The organism is Blautia sp. Sow4_E7, assembly GCF_052116245.1.
GTDB lineage: Bacteria > Bacillota > Clostridia > Lachnospirales > Lachnospiraceae > Blautia_A.
The window spans coordinates 66,483-86,123 of record NZ_JBQKLL010000001.1; the positions used below are offsets into that span (position 1 = coordinate 66,483).

A 19,641-nucleotide genomic window follows, 5' to 3' on the forward strand; every position below is an offset into this window, starting at 1 on the left:
ATCACTCCTTTTTATCTGTGAATCTGCTTCCGGCTTCTATATGACATCCGCGAAGGAATGCATCTGCATCCATTCTCTTCTTTCCTTCTAACTGTACCTGTGAAAGTACCAGAACATCCTCACCGCAAGCCACGTAAATTCCTTTTTTGTCTGTTTTCACTACTGTTCCAGGTTCTGCTGACTGTACATCCAGCTCCTCACTTTTTACCACAAAGCTCTCCCAAACCTTCAAAGTCTTTCCATTCCAGAAAGTAAACGCGCTTGGCCACGGGTTCAAACCACGAACCAGTCGCTCCAGCTCCACAGCGGACTTTCCGAAATTGATCAGTCCCATCTGCTTGGTGATCATACCCGCATATGGGGTAGGGCTTTCCTCTGGCTGTTTCTCATAGACTGCTGTGCCATCAAAAATATGAGGCAGAGTCTCGATCAAAAGCTTTGCTCCGGCTTCTGCCAGCTTGTCAAACAGGCTTCCGCCCGTCTCATCAGCTGCAAGGGGCACTACGATCTTGGAAATCATATCTCCGGTATCAAGGCCGGTTCCCATTCTCATAATGGTAACACCAGATTCCTTTTCCCCGTCAATAACCGCCTGCTGGATTGGAGCAGCACCGCGGTATTTCGGAAGCAGGGAAGCATGGATGTTAATGCAGCCATATTTCGGAAGCTCCAGAATGCTCTTGGGAATGATCTGCCCAAAAGCAGCCACCACAATAATATCCGGATCCAGTTCTTTCAGGACCTGCAAAAATTCCGGATCACGTACCTTCACCGGCTGATAAACCGGGAAACCATGCTTCAAAGCTTCTTCCTTTACCGGAGTGGGAAGCATGGTCTTGCCTCTGCCCTTTGGTTTATCTGGCTGGGTTACAACGCCTGTCACCTCATAGCCAGCCTCAGCCAGAGCGCGAAGAGGATTCACCGCAAAATCCGGTGTTCCCATATAAACAATTTTCATTTATTCCTCTTCCTCCTCGTTATCGTAACTTACATGATGTAATTCACCTTCAACCAGACGAGTGTACATTTTTCCATCCAGGTGGTCGATCTCATGGCAGAAGGCCCGGGCAAGAAGTCCCTCACCCTCGTAGGTCTGCTCCTTCATATCCATATCAAGTGCTTTCACTTTCACATAATTTGGACGGGTAACCTGACCGGACATTCCCGGAACGCTTAAACAGCCTTCCTCACCAGTCTGCTCACCGGATGTCATAAGGATCTCCGGATTGATAAGAACAAGCGGACCGTCTCCGATATCGATCACAACGATTCTTTTTAGGATTCCCACCTGAGGAGCAGCAAGACCAACACCACATGCGTCATACATGGTTTCCAGCATATCTCCTACCAGATCCTTTGTACGCTTGTCGATCTTTTCTACCGGTCTGCAGACCTTTTCCAAAACGGAATCTCCCTCTGTTCTGATTGTTCTAAGTGCCATCTTTGTGTTATCTCCTTTATCTTTGAATTTGGAAATACCAGCAATTGCAAAACTTTGCCATAAAAGCAGCTTCTCTGGTATTTCTCTTTATGAAAAATCAAATTGTATATAAACCTTTCTAAAGCCGGAATTGATCTCAATATATTCTTCCAGCCTGTCCTTGATCCGGACAAGCAGGTCATAATTCTCATGCTTCAGATAAAGTACTCTTCTGTATACGTCCTTTACTTTCCCCACAGACGCCGGGGCGGGACCGATCACGTGAAGATCTTTTCCCGAATATACCTTACCCGTAAACAAGGCAAGATAATGCATGGCTGTTTCTAACAGCTTCTCATCCTCTGAAGAGCCAAGTACTGCCATCATATGTGCCGCAGGCGGATAATCCATCAGAAGGCGGTAACCCATCTCTTCTTCATAGAATTCCTCATAATCCTGCCTGGCTGCTGTCTGAATGCTGTAGTGATCCGGGCTGTAGGTCTGGATCAGCGCATGCCCTTCCTTTTTCCCCCTTCCGGATCGTCCCACTGCTTGGGTAAGCAGCTGGAATGTGCGCTCACCACTCCGGTAGTCATCTGCATTCAGGGATAAATCTGCTGCGATCACTCCCACAAGAGTGACATCTGGAAAATCATGTCCTTTCACGATCATCTGGGTTCCGATCAGAACATCTGCTTCATGCCGGGAAAAAGCAGCCAGAATTTTCTCATAGCTTCCCTTTGCCCTAGTGGTGTCATAATCCATCCGAAGGACTCTTGCCCCTGGAAATTCTTTTTCCACCACCTGCTGGATCTGCTGGGTTCCTGCTTTAAAGCCTCCAATATAAGGAGAAGAACAAACCGGACATTTATCCGGCTTCACTGTTTCGTAGCCGCAATAATGACAGATCAGTTTTCTTCCATTGTGCTCACTTAAAGAAACATCACAGTGTGGACATTTCATCACATGACCACAGGAACGGCAGGAAACAAAGCCTGCATACCCGCGGCGGTTAAGGAACAGCATGGCCTGCTCGCCCTTTTCCAGACATTTTCCAAGATCTTCCCTTAGCTCCAGGCTAAGTGCAAGACGGTTTCCCTTCTTTAATTGTTCCCGCATATCAATAATTGATACTTTTGGAAGAGGCCTTTCTTCAAATCTGGCCTCCAGCTTTACAAGAGCGTATTCTCCTTCTTTTGCCCTGTAATAGGCTTCCATGGAAGGAGTGGCTGAGCCAAGGATCACCCTGGCGCCCTCCATTTTCGCCCTGTGTATGGCAGTCTCGCGGGCATGATACCTGGGACTGTTCTCACTCTTATAAGAAGATTCATGTTCCTCATCAATAATGATCAGTCCAAGATTTCCAAATGGAGTAAAAAGTGCGGAGCGGGGTCCCACCATTACCTGAAGCTCCCCCTGCTTTGCCCTTTTGAACTGGTCATACCGTTCTCCCTGGGAAAGCCTGGAGTTGATCACGGACACCTTATCTCCAAAGCGGCCGTAAAATCGTCTGACAGTCTGATACGTCAGGGCAATTTCCGGAATCAGCACGATTGCCTGTCTGCCTTCCTTTATCACCTTGTGGATCAGTTCCATGTAAACTTCTGTTTTCCCACTTCCGGTAACGCCATGGATCAGCACGGGCCTTGGCTCAGGTCTTTCCCATTCTGCCAGGATCTGCTCCACAGCCTGTTTCTGGGGCTGGCTCAGCACTGCTGGTTCTATATGGGGGATGCTTGCTGCATCTGCAATTGCACTTCTGTACACCTCATCTGAATCCACAGAAACAATTCCTTTTTCCTGAAAATAATGCAAAACAGAAGCATTGGTTCCAAGCTCTTTTCCAGCCATGGCAGTCTCAAGCTTCCCATCTTCCGCCAAAAGAAGCGCCTCCAAAAGACGGGTACGGGCTTTGAATCTGGTATTTCTCATCTCCTCTAAAAGCTTTTCCCCATCTTCCCTGGAAATGAGAAGGGTTATCCACCGTTTCTCCTGGGCTTTCACCTTTTTCTGGATGGGAAGAACCGTCTTTAAAGCCTGGATCATGGTAGATCCATAATGCTCCCGCATCCACCCGGCCAGTGCGATCAGCCTGGACTCCGTAGTTTCCTGATCATTCTGAATGCCGGCAATGGATTTGATCTGGATTCCTTTCACCTTCGGTTCCCCGGAAATCCCTACTACATATCCCTTGCGCAGCTGGTTTCCCCTTCCAAAAGGAATGGAAACCACCATTCCCACCTGTATCTCTTCCTTCAGATTCTCCGGAACAACATACTGAAAGCTTTTGTCCAGCTTCTCATGGGAAATATCTACAATAATATCTGCATACGTCATGTTTTACTTTCCAGCAAGAATATCCGCGATCAGCACGCGCTCATCCATTGGATATTTTTTGCCTTTGATTTCCTGGTAATCTTCATGACCTTTACCAGCCAGTACCACAATGTCTCCAGGCTCACCGTGATGGATCGCATAAGCGATTGCTTCCTTACGGTCTGGAATTTCCACATATTTCCCCTCTGTTTTCGCCATGCCAGCCTTGATATCATCAATAATGGCCTGTGGCTCCTCATCACGGGGATTATCAGAAGTAATGATCGTCAGATCTGCCAGACGTCCGGAAACCTCTCCCATCTCATAGCGGCGAAGCTTGGAGCGGTTTCCGCCGCATCCAAACAGGCATACCAGTCTGTGGGGATGGTACTCCCGCAATGTGGTAAGAAGGCTCTCCAGAGCCATTGCATTATGCGCATAATCGATCATCAGCGTAAACTCATCGGATACCTTCACCATCTCAATGCGGCCTTTTACCTTGGCAACCTTCAGGGCCTTCAGGATATTCTCCTGGGAAACCTTGAAATGGCGGCAGATGGCAATGGCTGTAAGAGAATTGTAAATGCTGAATTTACCTGGAATATCAATTTCTACCGGGAAGTCCATAAGCCCCTTCAGATGATAGGAAATTCCAAGATATCCTTTTCCGCCAACCAGCTTTGCATCCTCTGCACGAAGATCTGCTTCCTTGGAAAAGCCGTAGGTCTCAAGGGTACAGGTATGGCCTTCTATAATTCTGTCAAAGTGCTCGTCATCACGGTTTACAATTCCCACGCGGCACTGCTTCAGCAGCATGGATTTGCATGCCAGATAATGGTCAAAATCCTTGTGCTCATTTGGTCCGATGTGATCTGGTTCAATATTTGTGAAAATTCCAAAATCAAATACAAATCCCTGGGTACGGTGCAGCATCAGTCCCTGTGAAGAAACCTCCATAACCACACAATCGCAGCCAGCTTCTACCATCTCATGGAAATACTCCTGAACCACATAGGACTCCGGTGTGGTATTGGAGGCCGGGATCACCTTATCTCCAATGATCGCCTCAATGGTACCGATCAGACCAACCTTATATCCTGCATTCTCCAGAATGGATTTTACCATATAGGTAGTGGTGGTCTTGCCTTTGGTTCCGGTAATTCCGATTGTTTTCAGTTTCTCTGCCGGATGTCCGAACCAGACAGCTGCAATAAACGCCATTGCGTATCTGGTATCTGCCACCTGAATAACCGTAACGTCAGAAGGTGCCGTAACCGCTTCTTCTACTACCAGTACCTTTGCACCCTTTTTTACTACATCCGGAATAAATTTATGTCCGTCTACAACAGCGCCTCTGATACAGATGAACAGAGAACCTTCTGTTACTTTTCTGGAATCATAAATAACACCAGTGACGTCCTGCTCTGTGCTTCCCTGCACGCAGGTGTATTCTAACTTCTCTAATAAGGATGATAATTTCATAATATATGCCTCCCTATGTTTGGACGTCGTTAATAAAAAACAATCTTTAAGATTCCTTTTTGCAACAACGCATACTCTTTTATAGAATAGCACACACAGAATTTGTTTTCAATCTTTCCTTCTAAAAAACATCCGTCTGGCAGATACTGCGGAAAAGACGAAAGATAACAGGATCAACGCCTGGAACACCTCTTTCTGGGAATTGTCTCCAGTCTTTGGCGCTGTGGATGCAGACCTCCCACCGCCGTCACTTTCTTCACTTCCTGTGCCGCCTCCATTGCCAGACATCTCTTTCTTTTTCGACTCCACACGAATGGTCGCCTGATCCCGCACTGCGCTCTCCTCACCAGTTTCATCTGTTACCACAATGATCTGATTCACCAGATCCTGGTCTTCCAGATTTTCTGGAAGGATCACCCTCGCCTTTAAGTTCACACAGCCTCCAGGTACGATTTCCGGGATTTTTGCCTGGGTTTTGCTTTTATTTAAAGTGACTCCTTCCTGCTCAAGAAACCTGGCTGTCACGCCAGCCAGCCCGAACCGTTCCGTGGTGATCACGGAATGAAGGGTTACCTCTCCTGTATTGTGGATGCTGATCTGATAGGTCACCGTATCCCCAGGGCTGGCATTTTCGCAGTCGGAAGTTTTCTTCACGGTAAACGCTGCCTTTTTGGGCTTCACCGTCAATTGCTGCTCTGCTGTGCGCTCTAAAGAAACAGGCTTCTCAGCCCTGGCCTGGGTTTCCAGGATCAGATTTCCTTTCTGCCCGGCAGTTGTATCCACATAAAAGGAAAGCGTCCGCCCCTCCCCAGGCGTGAGACTTTCCAATACAGCTCCACCTTCCGTTACTTCCAGACCAGGTTCTTTTTCCCACACTGGAGCAGTTTCCATTTTCTTCGCCTCAGACTGAAGAGAAATGCCATAGAATGGCACTTGTCCGTTATTGGTCAGGCTTACCTCCATATAAATCCGGTCTCCAGCAAAAAATGTCTCATCCCGTGGACTCAATTCTATTTGAAAATCCATGTTGGCAGCTGGTATTTCCAGATTTTGCGAATTTGTTTTACACAAAATTTCCTTCTCGTTTCCAACCTTTTTCACAATATAAATCCCGCCTCCATTTTCTTCTCCACTTAAGGCTCCATTTCCATGAAGAATGTCCTGACAGGTTGGAACCACTGTTTTTTCCTTTGGAAAGCGGTATTCTTCACGCAATGTAACTGGAATTTCCAGCAGTTTCCCCTGTTCTCCTGGATCAATTTTCCAGCGAAATCCCGTAATACTGATGGATCTGCCGTCCGCTGCCGTTACGGGAAGTTCCTCTCTGAGACAGCCTTCTGGTGCCGCAAATGCGGCTTCTGGCTGAAAATATTCCGAGAGCCAGACTACCAGTTCATAAGAAGTGGGGTACTGCACACTTGCCACACTTTCCGATTCAAACGCCGCATTATCATCCCGACTCTCTATAACAGAAAAGTCCTCTGTCTGGTCCAAAAAACCATTCTGCTCATCCATTCCCTCTTCTTCCAGATTTCCATTGCCGCCATTTCCTGTCACATTTTCTTCTGGTTCTTCACCACTGTGACTGGTATTTTCCCATACAAGACCAGCCAGGCCATCTGCTCTCACGGATATTTTCGCCTGAAACTTCTCCAGATCCGTCCATACTGCCTCCTGAGATACCGTCACTCCAGTTTCCATTCCAGAAGCCTGTGCCATGGCCGGCTGCGCCGTACATCCAGCCAGGATTCCCGTCTGGGCAAGCAGGCAGGTTCCCACGGTCAGTATCTTTTTCCATATTCTTTTTCTCATTCTAACGTCTCCTTATCTGCCACAATTTTCCATCATTTTTCTTACAAAACAGACCTGTCACCGATCCGTGACATCACCATATATGAAAATCACTCACTGACAGCACATGGGAACCACATCCTTTTTTACGCGAATCAATAACAGCGAACCTTGCACCAGTCCTGTTGTACTTCGCATTTACGAAAAAAGCGTACAAAACGCCCCTATCTACAAGTTACCTTCCAAAAAACGGGTTATCTTGCGCCGAATCGACGCGGTAGAAATTCTTTTCTGCAGAATGCAGAAATAAGATAGAAATACTTTACCACACTTGGTCCTTAAATGCAAGAAAGTGTCGGATTTTATTTTCATTTCATATATTTTCGATTTCTTTTAGATTTGGGACACATTTTCCTCACAAATTGCCGATATAATAAGTCTCGGATAGATGAAAAACCACTCTCTATCTCCCCCCTCAAAAAATAAAGGAAATAAGCCGTCTGCCCACGCAGATGGCTTTTCCTGTTTTCTGGACTTTTCTAGTTGCTATTCGCCACCTTCACCGCAACACTTTTCTATTGCAATTCCCCCCCTTAGCTTTTATAATGGAAGATATTACATAAGGATGTCCGGGGATTTTTCTCTGATATCCGCATTATATTCTTGACAGAAACGAGGTATCTCCTATGAGTGAAAAAATCGTAGTAGTTGCATTAGGCCACAGAGCTCTCGGCACCACACTTCCAGAGCAGAAAGTAGCCACTAAAGCCGCAGCAAAGGCAATTGCAGATCTTGTTGAAGAAGGCACTAAGGTGGTAATCTCCCACAGCAACGGCCCACAGATCGGCATGATCCACACTGCAATGAATGAATTTGGAAAAGCACACCCGGATTACACATTTGCTCCTATGTCTGTCTGCTCCGCAATGAGCCAGGGCTACATTGGTTATGACCTTCAGAATGCCATCCGCACAGAGTTCATCAGCCGCGGAATTTACAAACCGGTTGCGACTGTTCTTACCCAGACCGTCATTGATCCGTACGATGACGCTTTCGCAGATCCGGAGAAGATCATCGGCCGTGTTCTCACAGAAGAAGAGGCAGAAGCTGAAGAAGAGAAGGGAAACTTCGTTACAAAGGTGGCAGAAGGCGGATACAGACGTATCGTAGCAGCTCCCAAGCCACAGAAGATCGTAGAGATCGAGACCGTCCGTGCACTCCTGAATGCCGATCAGGTAGTAATCGCAGCTGGCGGCGGCGGAATCCCGGTACTGGAGCAGGGCATCAATCTTCACGGTGCCAGTGCCATCATTGAGAAGGACCTTGCTGCAGGACTTCTTGCAGAAGAGTTAAATGCAGATACCCTTCTGATCCTCACAAGTGTAGAGAATGTAAGCCTGAACCACGGTCAGGCAGATGAGCAGAAGCTTGGCAGCATCACTGTCGCTGACGCTAAGAAGTATATCGAAGAGAACCAGTTTGCATCCGGCTCCATGCTTCCGAAAATTGAAGCAGGTATCTCCTTTATTGAAAAAGGTGAGGGACGCACTGCTGTTATCACAGATATGGCTCACGCCAAAGAGGGATACGAAGGAAAAACAGGAACTACCATTCACTAATCATATAAGATACGTAGTCCCATAGCAGTTAACTTTTTCCCTAAATCAAAGCACATAAAAGGAACCTCTGACCGAACAGTTTATTCGGATAAGGTTCCTTTTTTATTTTCCGTTACATCTGTGGATTGCAGACCCAATGTCCACGTTCCTGGAGTTTTTATATCCTGTAATGCTCTTTTCTCTTCCCAATGCGGAATTTCCCGTACAGTTTCCAGATTCCCCATACAACTCCATAGCAGATGGAAAACTGGATCATATACATAATAAAGATCACCGGCGGTGAAATCTTCTCTTCCTTAATCTTAACACCCGCCCGCTCAGCCAGGGCTTCCGCCTGTGCCTGATCTGCATCTTTCAGCGCATACCATTCACTTCCCTGCTCCTGTTCATTATAGATCAGAACTACATAGGAACCGTTGATACATTCCATATCATTGACCAGCTCTTGTGCCGCGTATTGATCCAGTTCCTCCATTGTTACGGTTTTCTCAGGATGCATAGACTTCCAGGAAATCCAGGTAAACACAATGGCGATCACCGCAATGGTTCCAAACACCAGTGCCCATTTTTTCCTGCTTCCCGCTTTCTTCTCTTCTTCTGTCATTCTCTTGTCTGCCTTTCCTTATCTTGCTGTGAGCAGTAATGCACTGTCCTCTGACTCTGCATTTATAATTCCGATAAAGTCCCCTTCTTTCAGGGTGATCTTATTCTCCAGGCCTTCTGACACTGTCATAGTTCCGGTTTCCCCATCTTCTCCCATGATCATAAAACTTACAAAGCCATTGTCACAGGATGCAATATAATAGCCCGGCACAATGCCGTCTTCCAAATCTTTCCCAACTTCCAGCACATCTCCCGATCTCATTTCATAGGAAACTGCAGAAGCATCAGAACCAAATATTCCGTCCAGAGATTCTTCAAGGACTGGCGCTAAATCATCTCTCAGTGTATCCCATAGCTCCGGTACAACAGAGAAAATAACCACGATCATGATCAGCCAGCCAAGAAGAGAACCTTTTTTCTTCTTCACAGGCTTCTGGGTATAAACACCGCCTTTTTTATTTGCAGTATTATACGCACTTGTGGTGGCCTGCCTGTTCTGGGAGGTATAACTGCTGGCAGCAGCCTGTCTGTTCGAAGCCGTATAACTGCTGGCAGCGCTCTTATTCCCCGGCTTCGCTGCCGAGGCCCCTTTATATGTACTTCCGTTTCCCTTATTGGAACCACTTCCAGTCAACGGCTTATAACCGCTTCCAGTATTGATTCCACCAGTTTTCTGTCCATATTTATTTCCTGTGCCCACAGTTCCCGCAGTCCCAGACTTATAGTTTTTCCCAGCTGCATTTCCTGGCTTCTTATCCCCCAGCGGGATTTCCTCCTGGCGCATGATTGCCCGCGCCCGGCTGGTGGCATGACGGTAATGGTCACTTCTGTTCTCATTCAGATGATACAAAGTTTCATCATTTCTATATGGCATTCCACACAGCTTACATCTGCCATTCACAACAGGTCCGTCACAGACCTGGCACCGTTTTTTCTCCATAGGCGTCCTCCCGGTTCTCGAATCCCCTGTTTCACAGCTTAACAGGGCAAAATCGTTGCTCTCTTTATCTTTTATTGTAACTTTTTTATATATTTCTTGCAAGGTGTAAATTGCCAAGCGGTTAAATACCTGTTATAATAAACCGAGATTGTTGCTGAACACATCCCCGAAGCTCCATTTCGCGGAATCATAATTGTGGACAGTAACCAGAGATCACCAAATCAACAAGGAGGATTCCCATGGAACAATTGAAAATTCCTATGGGCTATCATGCAGACCTTAATCTTCATGATACTCAGGTAGCAATTAAAACTGTTAAAGACTTTTTCCAGCAGACACTTGCACAGAAGCTGAACCTTCTGCGTGTCTCCGCGCCTATATTTGTAGACCCAAGTTCCGGCCTCAATGATAACTTAAACGGAGTGGAGCGTCCGGTAAGCTTTGACATTAAGGGCATGGAAGGTGACGCCGAGATCGTACACTCCCTTGCCAAATGGAAACGTTATGCACTGAAGAAATATGGTTTCTCTGTAGGGGAAGGCTTATATACCGATATGGTTGCCATCCGCCGCGACGAAGATGTGGACAATATCCACTCCATCTACGTTGACCAGTGGGACTGGGAGAAGATCATCACCAAGGAAGAGCGAAACGTAGAGACTCTGATCAACACGGTCCGCGCCATCTACAGTGTTCTTCGCAAGACTGAGAAATACATGGCAGTCCAGTACGACTACATAGAAGAAATTCTTCCAAGAGAGATCGCATTCGTCTCCACAGAAGAGCTTGTAGACATGTATCCGGACCTTACTCCTAAGGAAAGAGAATACAAGATCGTAAAAGAAAAAGGTGCCGTTTTCCTTATGCAGGTAGGTAAGAAACTGACAAACGGCGAACGCCACGACGGACGTGCCCCGGACTATGATGACTGGGAATTAAACGGCGATATTCTGGTATACTATCCTGTACTGGACATTGCCCTTGAGCTTTCCTCCATGGGTATCCGTGTAGACGAGACAGCACTTGACAAGCAGCTTACAGAAGCAGGCTGTGATGACCGCAGAGAGCTTCCATTCCAGAAGGCAATTCTGAATAAGGAGCTTCCATACACCATTGGCGGCGGTATCGGCCAGTCCCGTATCTGTATGTTTTTCCTGCGCAAGGCTCACATTGGAGAAGTTCACGTTTCCCTGTGGCCTCAGGAAATGCAGGAGGAAGCAGCCAAAGGCGGTATTCCGCTTCTGTAAAATCAACCCAGCACGAAACGAGGGATTAAATTGAATATACTTTTTTTCTTAACACCGAAAAGTGATATTGCCTATATTTTTGAGAATGAAACCTTAAGACAGACTCTTGAGAAAATGGAGCACCGGAAATTTTCCTGTATTCCTATTCTTAATCCGGATGGAAAATATGTAGGCACTATTTCAGAAGGTGACCTGCTCTGGGGAATGAAGAATCTGAACATCACAGATATGAAAACAGCCGAAGAAGTCCCGGTTATGGCCATCTCCAGAAGAGCCACCTATAAACCGGTTCACGTTGACTGCGACATGGAGGATCTTCTGGACCGCGCCATCAACCAGAACTTTGTACCGGTTATCGACGACCAGGATCACTTTATCGGAATTGTGACCAGAAAAGAAATTATCAAGTATTGCTATAAGGAAATGCAAAAAAACGCATAAAATTTATTTGGCAGCTGCTGTATAAAAGAAATTGTAATTTTACAACTACTTATATAGCAGCTGCCTATATTTTGTCCTATAACTCATATTTTATGTAAAAACCGCCTCAAATTTCCTCAAAGAAAAGACAGCCTCTACCACGTTCAAACCAGTGATAAAAGCTGTCTCTTTTTTACAATACAACCTGCAGCAGATCACAGGTTCGCTTATTTTTTCCCTTTACAGAACCTTAGACAAAAACTCCTTCAGTCTTGGATTCTGCGGATTTTCGAAAAATTCCTTTGGCGCATTCTGCTCCTGGATCTTGCCGTCATCAATAAATAAGACTCTGGTTGCAACCTCTCTTGCAAATCCCATCTCATGGGTAACCACAACCATGGTCATACCACTCTTTGCAAGCTCCTTCATCAGCTCCAGAACCTCACCTACCATCTCCGGATCCAGCGCGGAAGTAGGCTCATCAAAAAGCATCACATCCGGATTCATGGCAAGAGATCTTGCAATAGCAATACGCTGCTTCTGACCACCGGAAAGCATATCCGGATAAGCATCCGCCTTGTCCGGCAGACCAACACGGGCAAGAAGCTCGTCCGCACGCTTAGAAGCCTCTTCCTTGGTCATCAGCTTCAGCGCAACAGGCGCCATCATAATGTTCTGCTTTACAGTTTTATGTGGAAACAGGTTAAACTGCTGGAAAACCATTCCGATTTTCTGGCGGTGACGATTTATGTCAACCTTAGGATCTGTAATATCGGTTCCCTCAAACAGGATCTTGCCTCCTGTAGGCACCTCCAAAAGGTTCAGGGAACGAAGGAAGGTAGATTTACCGGAACCAGATGGTCCGATAATGGCCACAACCTCGCCCTGGCAGATATCTGTGGAAATTCCATCCAGTACCTGGTTGGATCCAAAAGCTTTTTTCAGATCCTGTACCTGGATCAAAACTTTGTTCTTATCAACGCTCACTGGTTCTCAGTCTCCTCTCCAGTTTATTCATAAAGAAGGTCAGCACCATGACCACGATCAGGTAAATTGCCGCTGCTGCCAGAAGAGGCATAAATGCATTGTAGGTACGGCTCTGGATCAGCATTGCGCCCTTGGTCAGATCCATCATTCCGATATAACCGATGATGGAAGTCTCCTTGATCAGCACGATAAACTCATTTACCAGTGCCGGAAGTACGTTCTTAAAGGCCTGTGGAATAATGATCAGGCGCATGGTCTGGGTAAAATTAAGTCCCAGGCTTCGTCCGGCCTCAGTCTGTCCCTGGTCAATGGACATGATTCCGGAACGAACGATCTCAGCTACATAGGCACCGGAGTTAATACCAAACGCCAGACTTCCTACCAGAATCTCATTCACACTCACAGAACCAAACACAACGAAGTTCATGATCAAAAGCTGGATCACAGTAGGTGTTCCACGGATCACAGTCAGATAAACCTTACAGATGGCATTGGCAATTTTGAAATTCCCGGATTTATCGTGGGAAGAACGGATGATTGCCACAAGAAAGCCGATACAGATACCGATGAGCAAGGCAAAAACTGTGATGATCATGGTATTTTTCAGACCATCCAGCAGCCAGGTGTATCTGTCATCTTTTATAAAATTGATGTAAAAATCGTGTCCAAATTTTTCAAACATATTTTTTCCCTTTTTATCCTGATATCTTTATCATACAGCCTGAGCATTTTTTAACATGCTCCCAAAAGCGTTCTTGCTTATGCCTGCATGATAAGGAAAAGCTGTCGGAAAAGCACTGGCTGTCTGATGCAACTCAGTCAGCCAGTACCAGGTTCCGGCAGCTTATACTTTGTTCTTTCTATCAGTCAGCTTTTACAATGATAACCTGGCTTGCGTTTGCATAGGTATCTGTGAAATCAACGCTCTCCAGACGATCCTCTGTAACAGTCATTCCGGCAGCACCGAAATCAGCTTTTCCAGACTGTACAGCAGCAAGGATTGCGTCAAACTCCATATCATCGATCTCAAGCTCATATCCAAGCTTATCGCAGATAGCCTGTGCAATATCAGCGTCGATACCAACGATGGTATCGCCTTCACGATACTCATATGGCTCGAACTCAGCGTTTGTAGCCATTACAAGAGTTCCGTTGGAACGGTCTACATCTTCCGGGGACTCATATGGTGTCTCACCGATGTTATCACCGATATAGTTGTTCATGATATCATCAACAGTTCCGTCTTCTTTCAGCTCGTCTAATGCACCATTGATCTTGTCAAGAAGCTCATCATTGCCTTTCTTCAGGCAGATTGCATACTCTTCTTCTACAAATGGCTCGTCCAGGATCTTCAGTCCGTCAGCATTCTCAACGAATTTCTGGGCTGGCTGGGAATCGATGATCACACAGTCAATCTGACCTGCCATAAGTGCCTGGATAGCTTCGCTTCCTTTGCTGTAACGCTTAACAGTTGCACCATCAGCCTCATATTCACTTGCTTCGATGTCACCAGTTGTACCAAGCTGTACACCGATTGTTGCGTTCTTAAGGTCATCCTTAGTCTCAACAGTTGCAGCAGATACGCCCGCTGTCATGGAAACTGCCATTACTGTGCCAAGTGCAAGAGCTACTAATTTTTTCATATTCTCTTCCTCCTCTTAATTTCATATGCGAAAAACACTTCTCATCCCCTACGCATGCACGTCGTAACACATGCTGTGGCAGCGACATAATTATTCATGCTTTCTGCATATTCATTCATCTATCTTTTCCCCATTTTATCAGCTTTTCTGAAAAATGCAAGACTTTCCATAAGATTCCTTATTTTTTGATCTTGATTTTCTTGACTGCACTGTAGGAACCGTATACTTTCTGACCTTTGGAATCTTTCTTGTAAGCTCTTATCTTTACATAATAAGTCTTGTTTTTGGTAAGTCCGCTGATGGTCAAAGAGGTTCTGGATGTCGTCTTTGTTTTCCCGCCGGTAAATTTGGAATTTGCAGCATACAGGATCTGGTAACCGGAGGCACCGCTGATCTTCTTCAGGCTGACGGTCATTTTCTTACCTTTTCCATTGGTCAGCTTGCTCACGGTACCCTTAGAAACGGTTACTTTCTTCCAGTGTGCGTAATAAGTACATGCCTTGGTAACCTTCGTGGAGGTACTTACCTTAGAGCCTCCGGATTTCTTTGTGTACCATCCTTCGAAAGTATATTTCGCTCTGGTAGCTTTCGGAAGTGTTCCTACGGAGGCTTTTGCTTTTACAGACTTAGACCTAGAAGAAGCGCTGCCGCCGTTGGCGTTGAAGGTTACTTTGTATGTTTTTGTACTGGCTGTGGATGATTTTGTTACGGTAATTTTCTGTGTAACAGCTTTTTCCTTATATCCAGGATAATACATGGTGATCGTTGCAGTTCCTGCTGCCTTCGCTGTGATCTTACCATTGCTCACTGTGCATACAGATGGATTTGAGGACTCGGCTGTTGCACCGCTGTTGCCAATATCCATATAGTTCCAATAACCTTTCCACAAATTCTGAATCGTTGTTGTTTCTCCAACCTTCAAACTGGTTTTTGTGATTTTAAATGAACCAGCATAATACTCTGAATCTTTCTTTACAATTACCGTACGTGTATTGGTCTTATTCTTATAGGAAGAAGAAACCGCTGTTCCTTTGCTCTCATCACCAAAACACTGAACCCAGTAATTTTGCCCATTAATCTCAATGGCGCCAATTCCAATAGTGGTATAATTGGAGTTCAAAATATTTGCTTTATGACCAGGAGAATTCATCCAGGAGTTCATAACACTGGAAGGACTTGTCTGTCCCCAGGCAATGTTTTCACCTATCATCAAATTATTTGCAGTAAAACAAGTATCACCAGCTGGTCTTGTATGACTGCTGTAAAGAACACACTCAAAACCTCTTAACATAGCAGTATCCAAAAGACTGGTATCCATGGTCAGTGCTTTCTCACCGCACTTAGCTCTTTCTTCATTCACAAGTTTCAGAACCTGGAAAGCGTAATCATACCGTTCTTTCGCTGTCACATTTACAGAAATTCCATCAACAAAAGTTCCATCTTCCCTTTGCTGAAAACCGGAATTTTTAAAAATAATCTTTGTTCCCTCATAAAAGGAGTCTTTCACCTCAGTAACAGTAGACGGAATGGTAAGGGTTTTTAATGCTGTACAAGCATCAAATGCCCATCTTCCAATACTTGTGACTCCTTCCGGAATAATTACTTCTGTAAGAGCAGTATCATAATAACAGCACATATCCGGAATTTTAGTAATTCCTTTTCCAAAAGTAATGGACTTCAGTTCCTCACTATAGCTGAATGCCTCATCTTCTATAGTTTTAACACTATCTGGGATCACAATCTTTGTCAGGCAGGTATTTCCAAATGCGTTATCCCCTATTTTATTTACACTTCCAGGAATTACATATTCTCCAGTACGTTTAGGTGGATAAGCAAATAATGTTTTTCCATTATCTGTGTATAATACACCATCGATGCTCTGAAATACCCCATTATTGGGAATAATGAAATCAGTAGTCTCCCACATACAGTAAAAGCTATCTGCATCAGCATTTTTCAGACTTGCCGGAAGAACCAGCTTACTGACTGCAATCCCCCAAAATGCAGAGCTTCCAATGGTATCAACAGCATTTCCGATCGTAAGTTCCGTAAGGGCGTTATCATTAGCAAATGCACTTGATCCAATACTTTTTACTGTATTTCCGATTACCGCTTTTCTCAGATTTTTAAAATTCATAAACGCCTGGCTTCCAATGCTTGTAACTCCATCTTCCACATAGACTTCTTCTACCAGATACTCGCTGCCCTTCCACGGCTGATATTTCGTTTCCTCTTCAATGATCTCTCCAGTATTCCAGTCTTTTACTACGCCATAATTATCCATTGCGCCATTTCCAGCAACAGTCATTACGCCGTCTTCGATTTTCCATGTTACGCCTATACCGCAGGTTCCACTTAAATTTCCGCTTGTCCCTACTGCTTCTGTCTCTTCTGGATCAGCTGAAAAAAATTGTAATTCCTCGGTTTCTGAACCATCCTCAAATCCATCCTCCTCGGAAATATCTTCTCCAGCACTCAGATCCCGCTCTTCGCCGCTTCCCTGTACAGTCCCAAAGTCACGAGACTCATCTGCAGTCTGCTCGCTTCCAGGCGTCTGTATATTTTCAGGTGTCTTCGGAGTTTCCGGAGCTTCTGCGTTGTCTGAATCAGGCACATTCTGCTCTGGCTGTGAGGTTTCACTGTTATCCTCTGTTTCCTCCCCCTGAACATCTCCATTGTCCAGGCTTTCACTGTAAAATCCGTCAGAAAAATCTTCCGCGTAAATAGCCGCAGGCTCTGCTGCCATGGCTGCGCAAAGAGCTGCTGCCATTACTTTCGACAGCCATAAGTGTTTCTTTTTCATAGACTTTTTCCTCCCTTGACAAGTTCTCTCTTTTTGCATATTTCCCTGCTAATGCATTCTTATATATGCTGATATAAAAATTATAAATTTCAAAAATTTCTTTGTCAATATCTGGAAAAATTCACTTTTTGATAACAGATTTGTGGTATGATATGATTTGTGTGGAGTAGAAATAATGAAAATTTAAGGCGTTTACCGCCGGAAACAGGAGGTATCTTATGAAATTTACAAAAATGCATGGTATCGGCAACGATTATGTATATGTGAACTGTTTTAAAGAAACTGTGAAGGATCCGTCAGCGGTTGCGAAGTTTGTTAGTGACCGGCATTTTGGAATTGGGTCAGACGGATTGATCCTGATCAAACCATCTGATATTGCAGACTGTGAGATGGATATGTATAACCTGGATGGTTCCCAGGGAGCTATGTGTGGAAATGGTATCCGTTGTGTAGCCAAATATGCTTATGATTACGGCATTGTGAATAAGACCAGTATCAGCGTCGCTACCAAAAGTGGTGTAAAATATCTGGACCTTTCCATTCGTGATGGTAAGGTGAGCATGGTGAAGGTAAATATGGGGACTCCTATTCTTCAGGCTTCTTTGATCCCGGTTGTTGCACAGACCGAGCAGGTGATCGATGCTCCTATTGAAGTAGATGGAAAGACTTATCATTTTACAGCAGTTTCTATGGGAAATCCCCATGCGATCGTGTATATGGATGATGTGGATGGACTGGAGATTGAGAAGATCGGTCCTTCTTTTGAAACTCATGTGAATTTCCCGGATCGTGTGAATACGGAGTTTGTGAAGGTGATCGACAGACATACGGTTCAGATGAGAGTCTGGGAGCGGGGATCTGGAGAGACACTGGCTTGTGGAACAGGAGCCTGTGCGGTGGCTGTGGCTTCTATTCTCAATGGGCTTGTGGACAGGGATCAGCCGGTTACAGTGAAGCTGCTGGGCGGAGATCTGAATATTTTCTGGGATGAGAACGACGACCAGGTTTATATGACTGGACCGGCGACGACTGTGTTTGACGGGGAGATTGATTTGGCGTTTCTTGGGGAATAAGAGTTGGTTTCCCGCACATAGTAAAAATGGCCCTTGCTGACCGTAAGCATTCATTACAATGCTTACATCGCAAAGGCCATTATTCTTTCTACAATAAATACTGCGCCGCAGGCTAATAGGGCTACGGTCAGCAGGCTTTTCTCTTTATAGGCGGCGATCAACGCTACGATGAATCCCACTATTGCAGAAATCACGCTGGCGGTGGCGGACAGGATGGCGGGGAAGGTCATGGCTGCCAGGCAGGCGTAGGGCACGTAGAATAGGAAGGATTTTATGAAAGGATTGGTAATTTCCTTCTTGGCCAGAGCCAGGGGCAGCATTCGGATCAAGTATGTAACTCCTGCCATAACCAGGATATAAATATAAACATTAGGCTTCATGAGCTTCCTCCTTGGCATTCTCTTCTTCCACCGGGCAGAGCCATGCTGCCAGTCCGGCTACCAGGATTGTGGTGATGATGATCACAAATCCGGATGATACTTTTGATAATACAGGAACCCAGGCAAATAATGCACTCACCGCCATGGCTCCAAGTACGACCAGAAGCACAGCTCTGTTTGTCTTAGATGGCGGAATGATAACTGCCAGGAACATTCCATAGATAGCAACACCAAGTGCGCTCATAATAAAATCAGGAAGAATACTTCCGGAGATAGCACCCAGCAGGGTTCCAACGGTCCATCCAGGGATTGCCACACTCATAACTCCGTAATTATAGAAGGCACTGACTTTTCCCGGTTTACTGGCGCTGACTCCGAAAATCTCGTCTGTCACGCCGAACGCAACGCCATAACGGTGTCCCCATGGCTCGTCACGCCGCAGCTTCTGGGAAAGGGAAAAGGACATCAGACAGTATCTTAAATTGATGATCAACTGGGTAAGTGCCATTTCCCATAAGGAACCTCCGGCTATAATAATGTCAAGACCAGCGAACTGTCCAGCAGACGTCAGGTTCGTCAGGGAAATGAGAACAGCCTGCCAGATGGTCAGACCACCTTGTACAGCCATCATACCAAACGTAAAGGAAACTGCCAGATACCCCAGACCAATGGGGATTCCATCTGTAATTCCCTGTTTAAAACTCTCTTTTTTCATAAGAGATTTCCTCCGGTTTCTTCTGCCTGAATTTGTATCCTCGAAAAACTCTATCTTTCCCATAAATTTCAGAGATATTCTCAGGTTTTTTTTCGCGTAAATAGCCTGGGAAGCATTCTTTACCTCCCAGGCTCTCTCATTGTAGCACTTTACACTGATAAATACAACCCTGACTGACACTTTTGGGCGATTTTCACATACA

At 45.5% G+C, this 19,641-nt stretch carries 17 protein-coding genes; 4 read left to right on the forward strand and 13 right to left on the reverse strand.

Annotated elements, in window-relative coordinates; translation table 11 throughout:
- Position 1: 1 nt before the first annotated feature.
- From fmt to ACTQ50_RS00330, 5 genes are all read right to left on the reverse strand, one after another.
- Positions 2-958 carry a methionyl-tRNA formyltransferase gene (gene fmt, locus ACTQ50_RS00310; RefSeq protein WP_441482448.1) on the reverse strand — a complete coding sequence of 319 codons (957 nt, stop codon included), beginning with the start codon at positions 956-958 and terminating at the stop codon, positions 2-4.
- Positions 959-1,441, reverse strand: coding sequence for a peptide deformylase (gene def, locus ACTQ50_RS00315; RefSeq protein ID WP_295304416.1), 483 nt, complete (start codon positions 1,439-1,441; stop codon positions 959-961).
- A gap of 87 nt (positions 1,442-1,528) precedes the next feature.
- Positions 1,529-3,757: a replication restart helicase PriA gene (gene priA / locus ACTQ50_RS00320; protein WP_441482449.1), complete on the reverse strand. Its 2,229-nt coding sequence runs from the start codon at positions 3,755-3,757 to the stop codon at positions 1,529-1,531.
- Positions 3,758-3,760: 3 nt separating this feature from the next.
- On the reverse strand, positions 3,761-5,218 hold the full coding sequence (locus ACTQ50_RS00325) for a UDP-N-acetylmuramoyl-L-alanyl-D-glutamate--2,6-diaminopimelate ligase (protein ID WP_441482450.1): 1,458 nt from the start codon (positions 5,216-5,218) through the stop codon (positions 3,761-3,763).
- A 108-nt stretch (positions 5,219-5,326) separates the two neighbouring features.
- Positions 5,327-7,030: a DUF7507 domain-containing protein gene (locus ACTQ50_RS00330; protein WP_441482451.1), complete on the reverse strand. Its 1,704-nt coding sequence runs from the start codon at positions 7,028-7,030 to the stop codon at positions 5,327-5,329.
- Between the two features lie 665 nt (positions 7,031-7,695).
- On the opposite strand from ACTQ50_RS00330, the gene arcC reads away from it, so the two are divergent.
- Positions 7,696-8,628 (forward strand): carbamate kinase, encoded by a 933-nt coding sequence (gene arcC / locus ACTQ50_RS00335; RefSeq protein ID WP_441482452.1) that lies wholly within the window; start codon positions 7,696-7,698, stop codon positions 8,626-8,628.
- A 157-nt stretch (positions 8,629-8,785) separates the two neighbouring features.
- On the opposite strand, the gene ACTQ50_RS00340 is transcribed toward arcC, so the two are convergent.
- Together ACTQ50_RS00340 and ACTQ50_RS00345 are read right to left on the reverse strand one after the other, a co-directional pair.
- On the reverse strand, positions 8,786-9,232 hold the full coding sequence (locus ACTQ50_RS00340; RefSeq protein WP_441482453.1) for a hypothetical protein: 447 nt from the start codon (positions 9,230-9,232) through the stop codon (positions 8,786-8,788).
- An 18-nt stretch (positions 9,233-9,250) separates the two neighbouring features.
- The gene (locus tag ACTQ50_RS00345) at positions 9,251-10,171 is read right to left on the reverse strand and encodes a hypothetical protein (protein ID WP_441482454.1); all 921 of its coding nucleotides are present in this window, start codon (positions 10,169-10,171) and stop codon (positions 9,251-9,253) included.
- 239 nt (positions 10,172-10,410) lie between these two features.
- Between ACTQ50_RS00345 and asnA the strand changes: the two genes are divergently transcribed.
- Together asnA and ACTQ50_RS00355 are read left to right on the forward strand one after the other, a co-directional pair.
- Positions 10,411-11,418 carry an aspartate--ammonia ligase gene (asnA, locus tag ACTQ50_RS00350; protein WP_441482455.1) on the forward strand — a complete coding sequence of 336 codons (1,008 nt, stop codon included), beginning with the start codon at positions 10,411-10,413 and terminating at the stop codon, positions 11,416-11,418.
- Positions 11,419-11,448: 30 nt separating this feature from the next.
- Positions 11,449-11,859, forward strand: coding sequence for a CBS domain-containing protein (locus ACTQ50_RS00355; protein WP_295304395.1), 411 nt, complete (start codon positions 11,449-11,451; stop codon positions 11,857-11,859).
- 219 nt (positions 11,860-12,078) lie between these two features.
- On the opposite strand, the gene ACTQ50_RS00360 is transcribed toward ACTQ50_RS00355, so the two are convergent.
- From ACTQ50_RS00360 to ACTQ50_RS00375, 4 genes are all read right to left on the reverse strand, one after another.
- On the reverse strand, positions 12,079-12,825 hold the full coding sequence (locus ACTQ50_RS00360) for an amino acid ABC transporter ATP-binding protein (protein WP_441482456.1): 747 nt from the start codon (positions 12,823-12,825) through the stop codon (positions 12,079-12,081).
- Positions 12,815-13,507 (reverse strand): amino acid ABC transporter permease, encoded by a 693-nt coding sequence (locus tag ACTQ50_RS00365; protein WP_021925337.1) that lies wholly within the window; start codon positions 13,505-13,507, stop codon positions 12,815-12,817. Before ACTQ50_RS00365 ends, ACTQ50_RS00360 begins: the two co-directional genes overlap by 11 nt.
- Positions 13,508-13,688: 181 nt before the next feature.
- Positions 13,689-14,468, reverse strand: coding sequence for a transporter substrate-binding domain-containing protein (locus ACTQ50_RS00370; protein WP_295304390.1), 780 nt, complete (start codon positions 14,466-14,468; stop codon positions 13,689-13,691).
- Between the two features lie 178 nt (positions 14,469-14,646).
- Positions 14,647-17,271 (reverse strand): leucine-rich repeat protein, encoded by a 2,625-nt coding sequence (locus ACTQ50_RS00375; RefSeq protein ID WP_441482457.1) that lies wholly within the window; start codon positions 17,269-17,271, stop codon positions 14,647-14,649.
- Positions 17,272-17,489: 218 nt separating this feature from the next.
- Between ACTQ50_RS00375 and dapF the strand changes: the two genes are divergently transcribed.
- A complete protein-coding gene (dapF, locus tag ACTQ50_RS00380; RefSeq protein WP_441482458.1) occupies positions 17,490-18,344 on the forward strand; it encodes a diaminopimelate epimerase in 855 nt (284 codons plus the stop codon).
- 62 nt (positions 18,345-18,406) lie between these two features.
- Here the strand turns inward: dapF and ACTQ50_RS00385 are convergent, their stop codons facing one another.
- Positions 18,407-18,724, reverse strand: a complete 318-nt coding sequence (locus ACTQ50_RS00385; RefSeq protein ID WP_441482459.1) for an AzlD domain-containing protein — start codon at positions 18,722-18,724, stop codon at positions 18,407-18,409.
- Positions 18,714-19,439, reverse strand: coding sequence for an AzlC family ABC transporter permease (locus ACTQ50_RS00390; protein ID WP_441482460.1), 726 nt, complete (start codon positions 19,437-19,439; stop codon positions 18,714-18,716). The genes ACTQ50_RS00385 and ACTQ50_RS00390 overlap by 11 nt, the downstream gene beginning before the upstream one ends.
- Positions 19,440-19,641 lie beyond the last annotated feature (202 nt).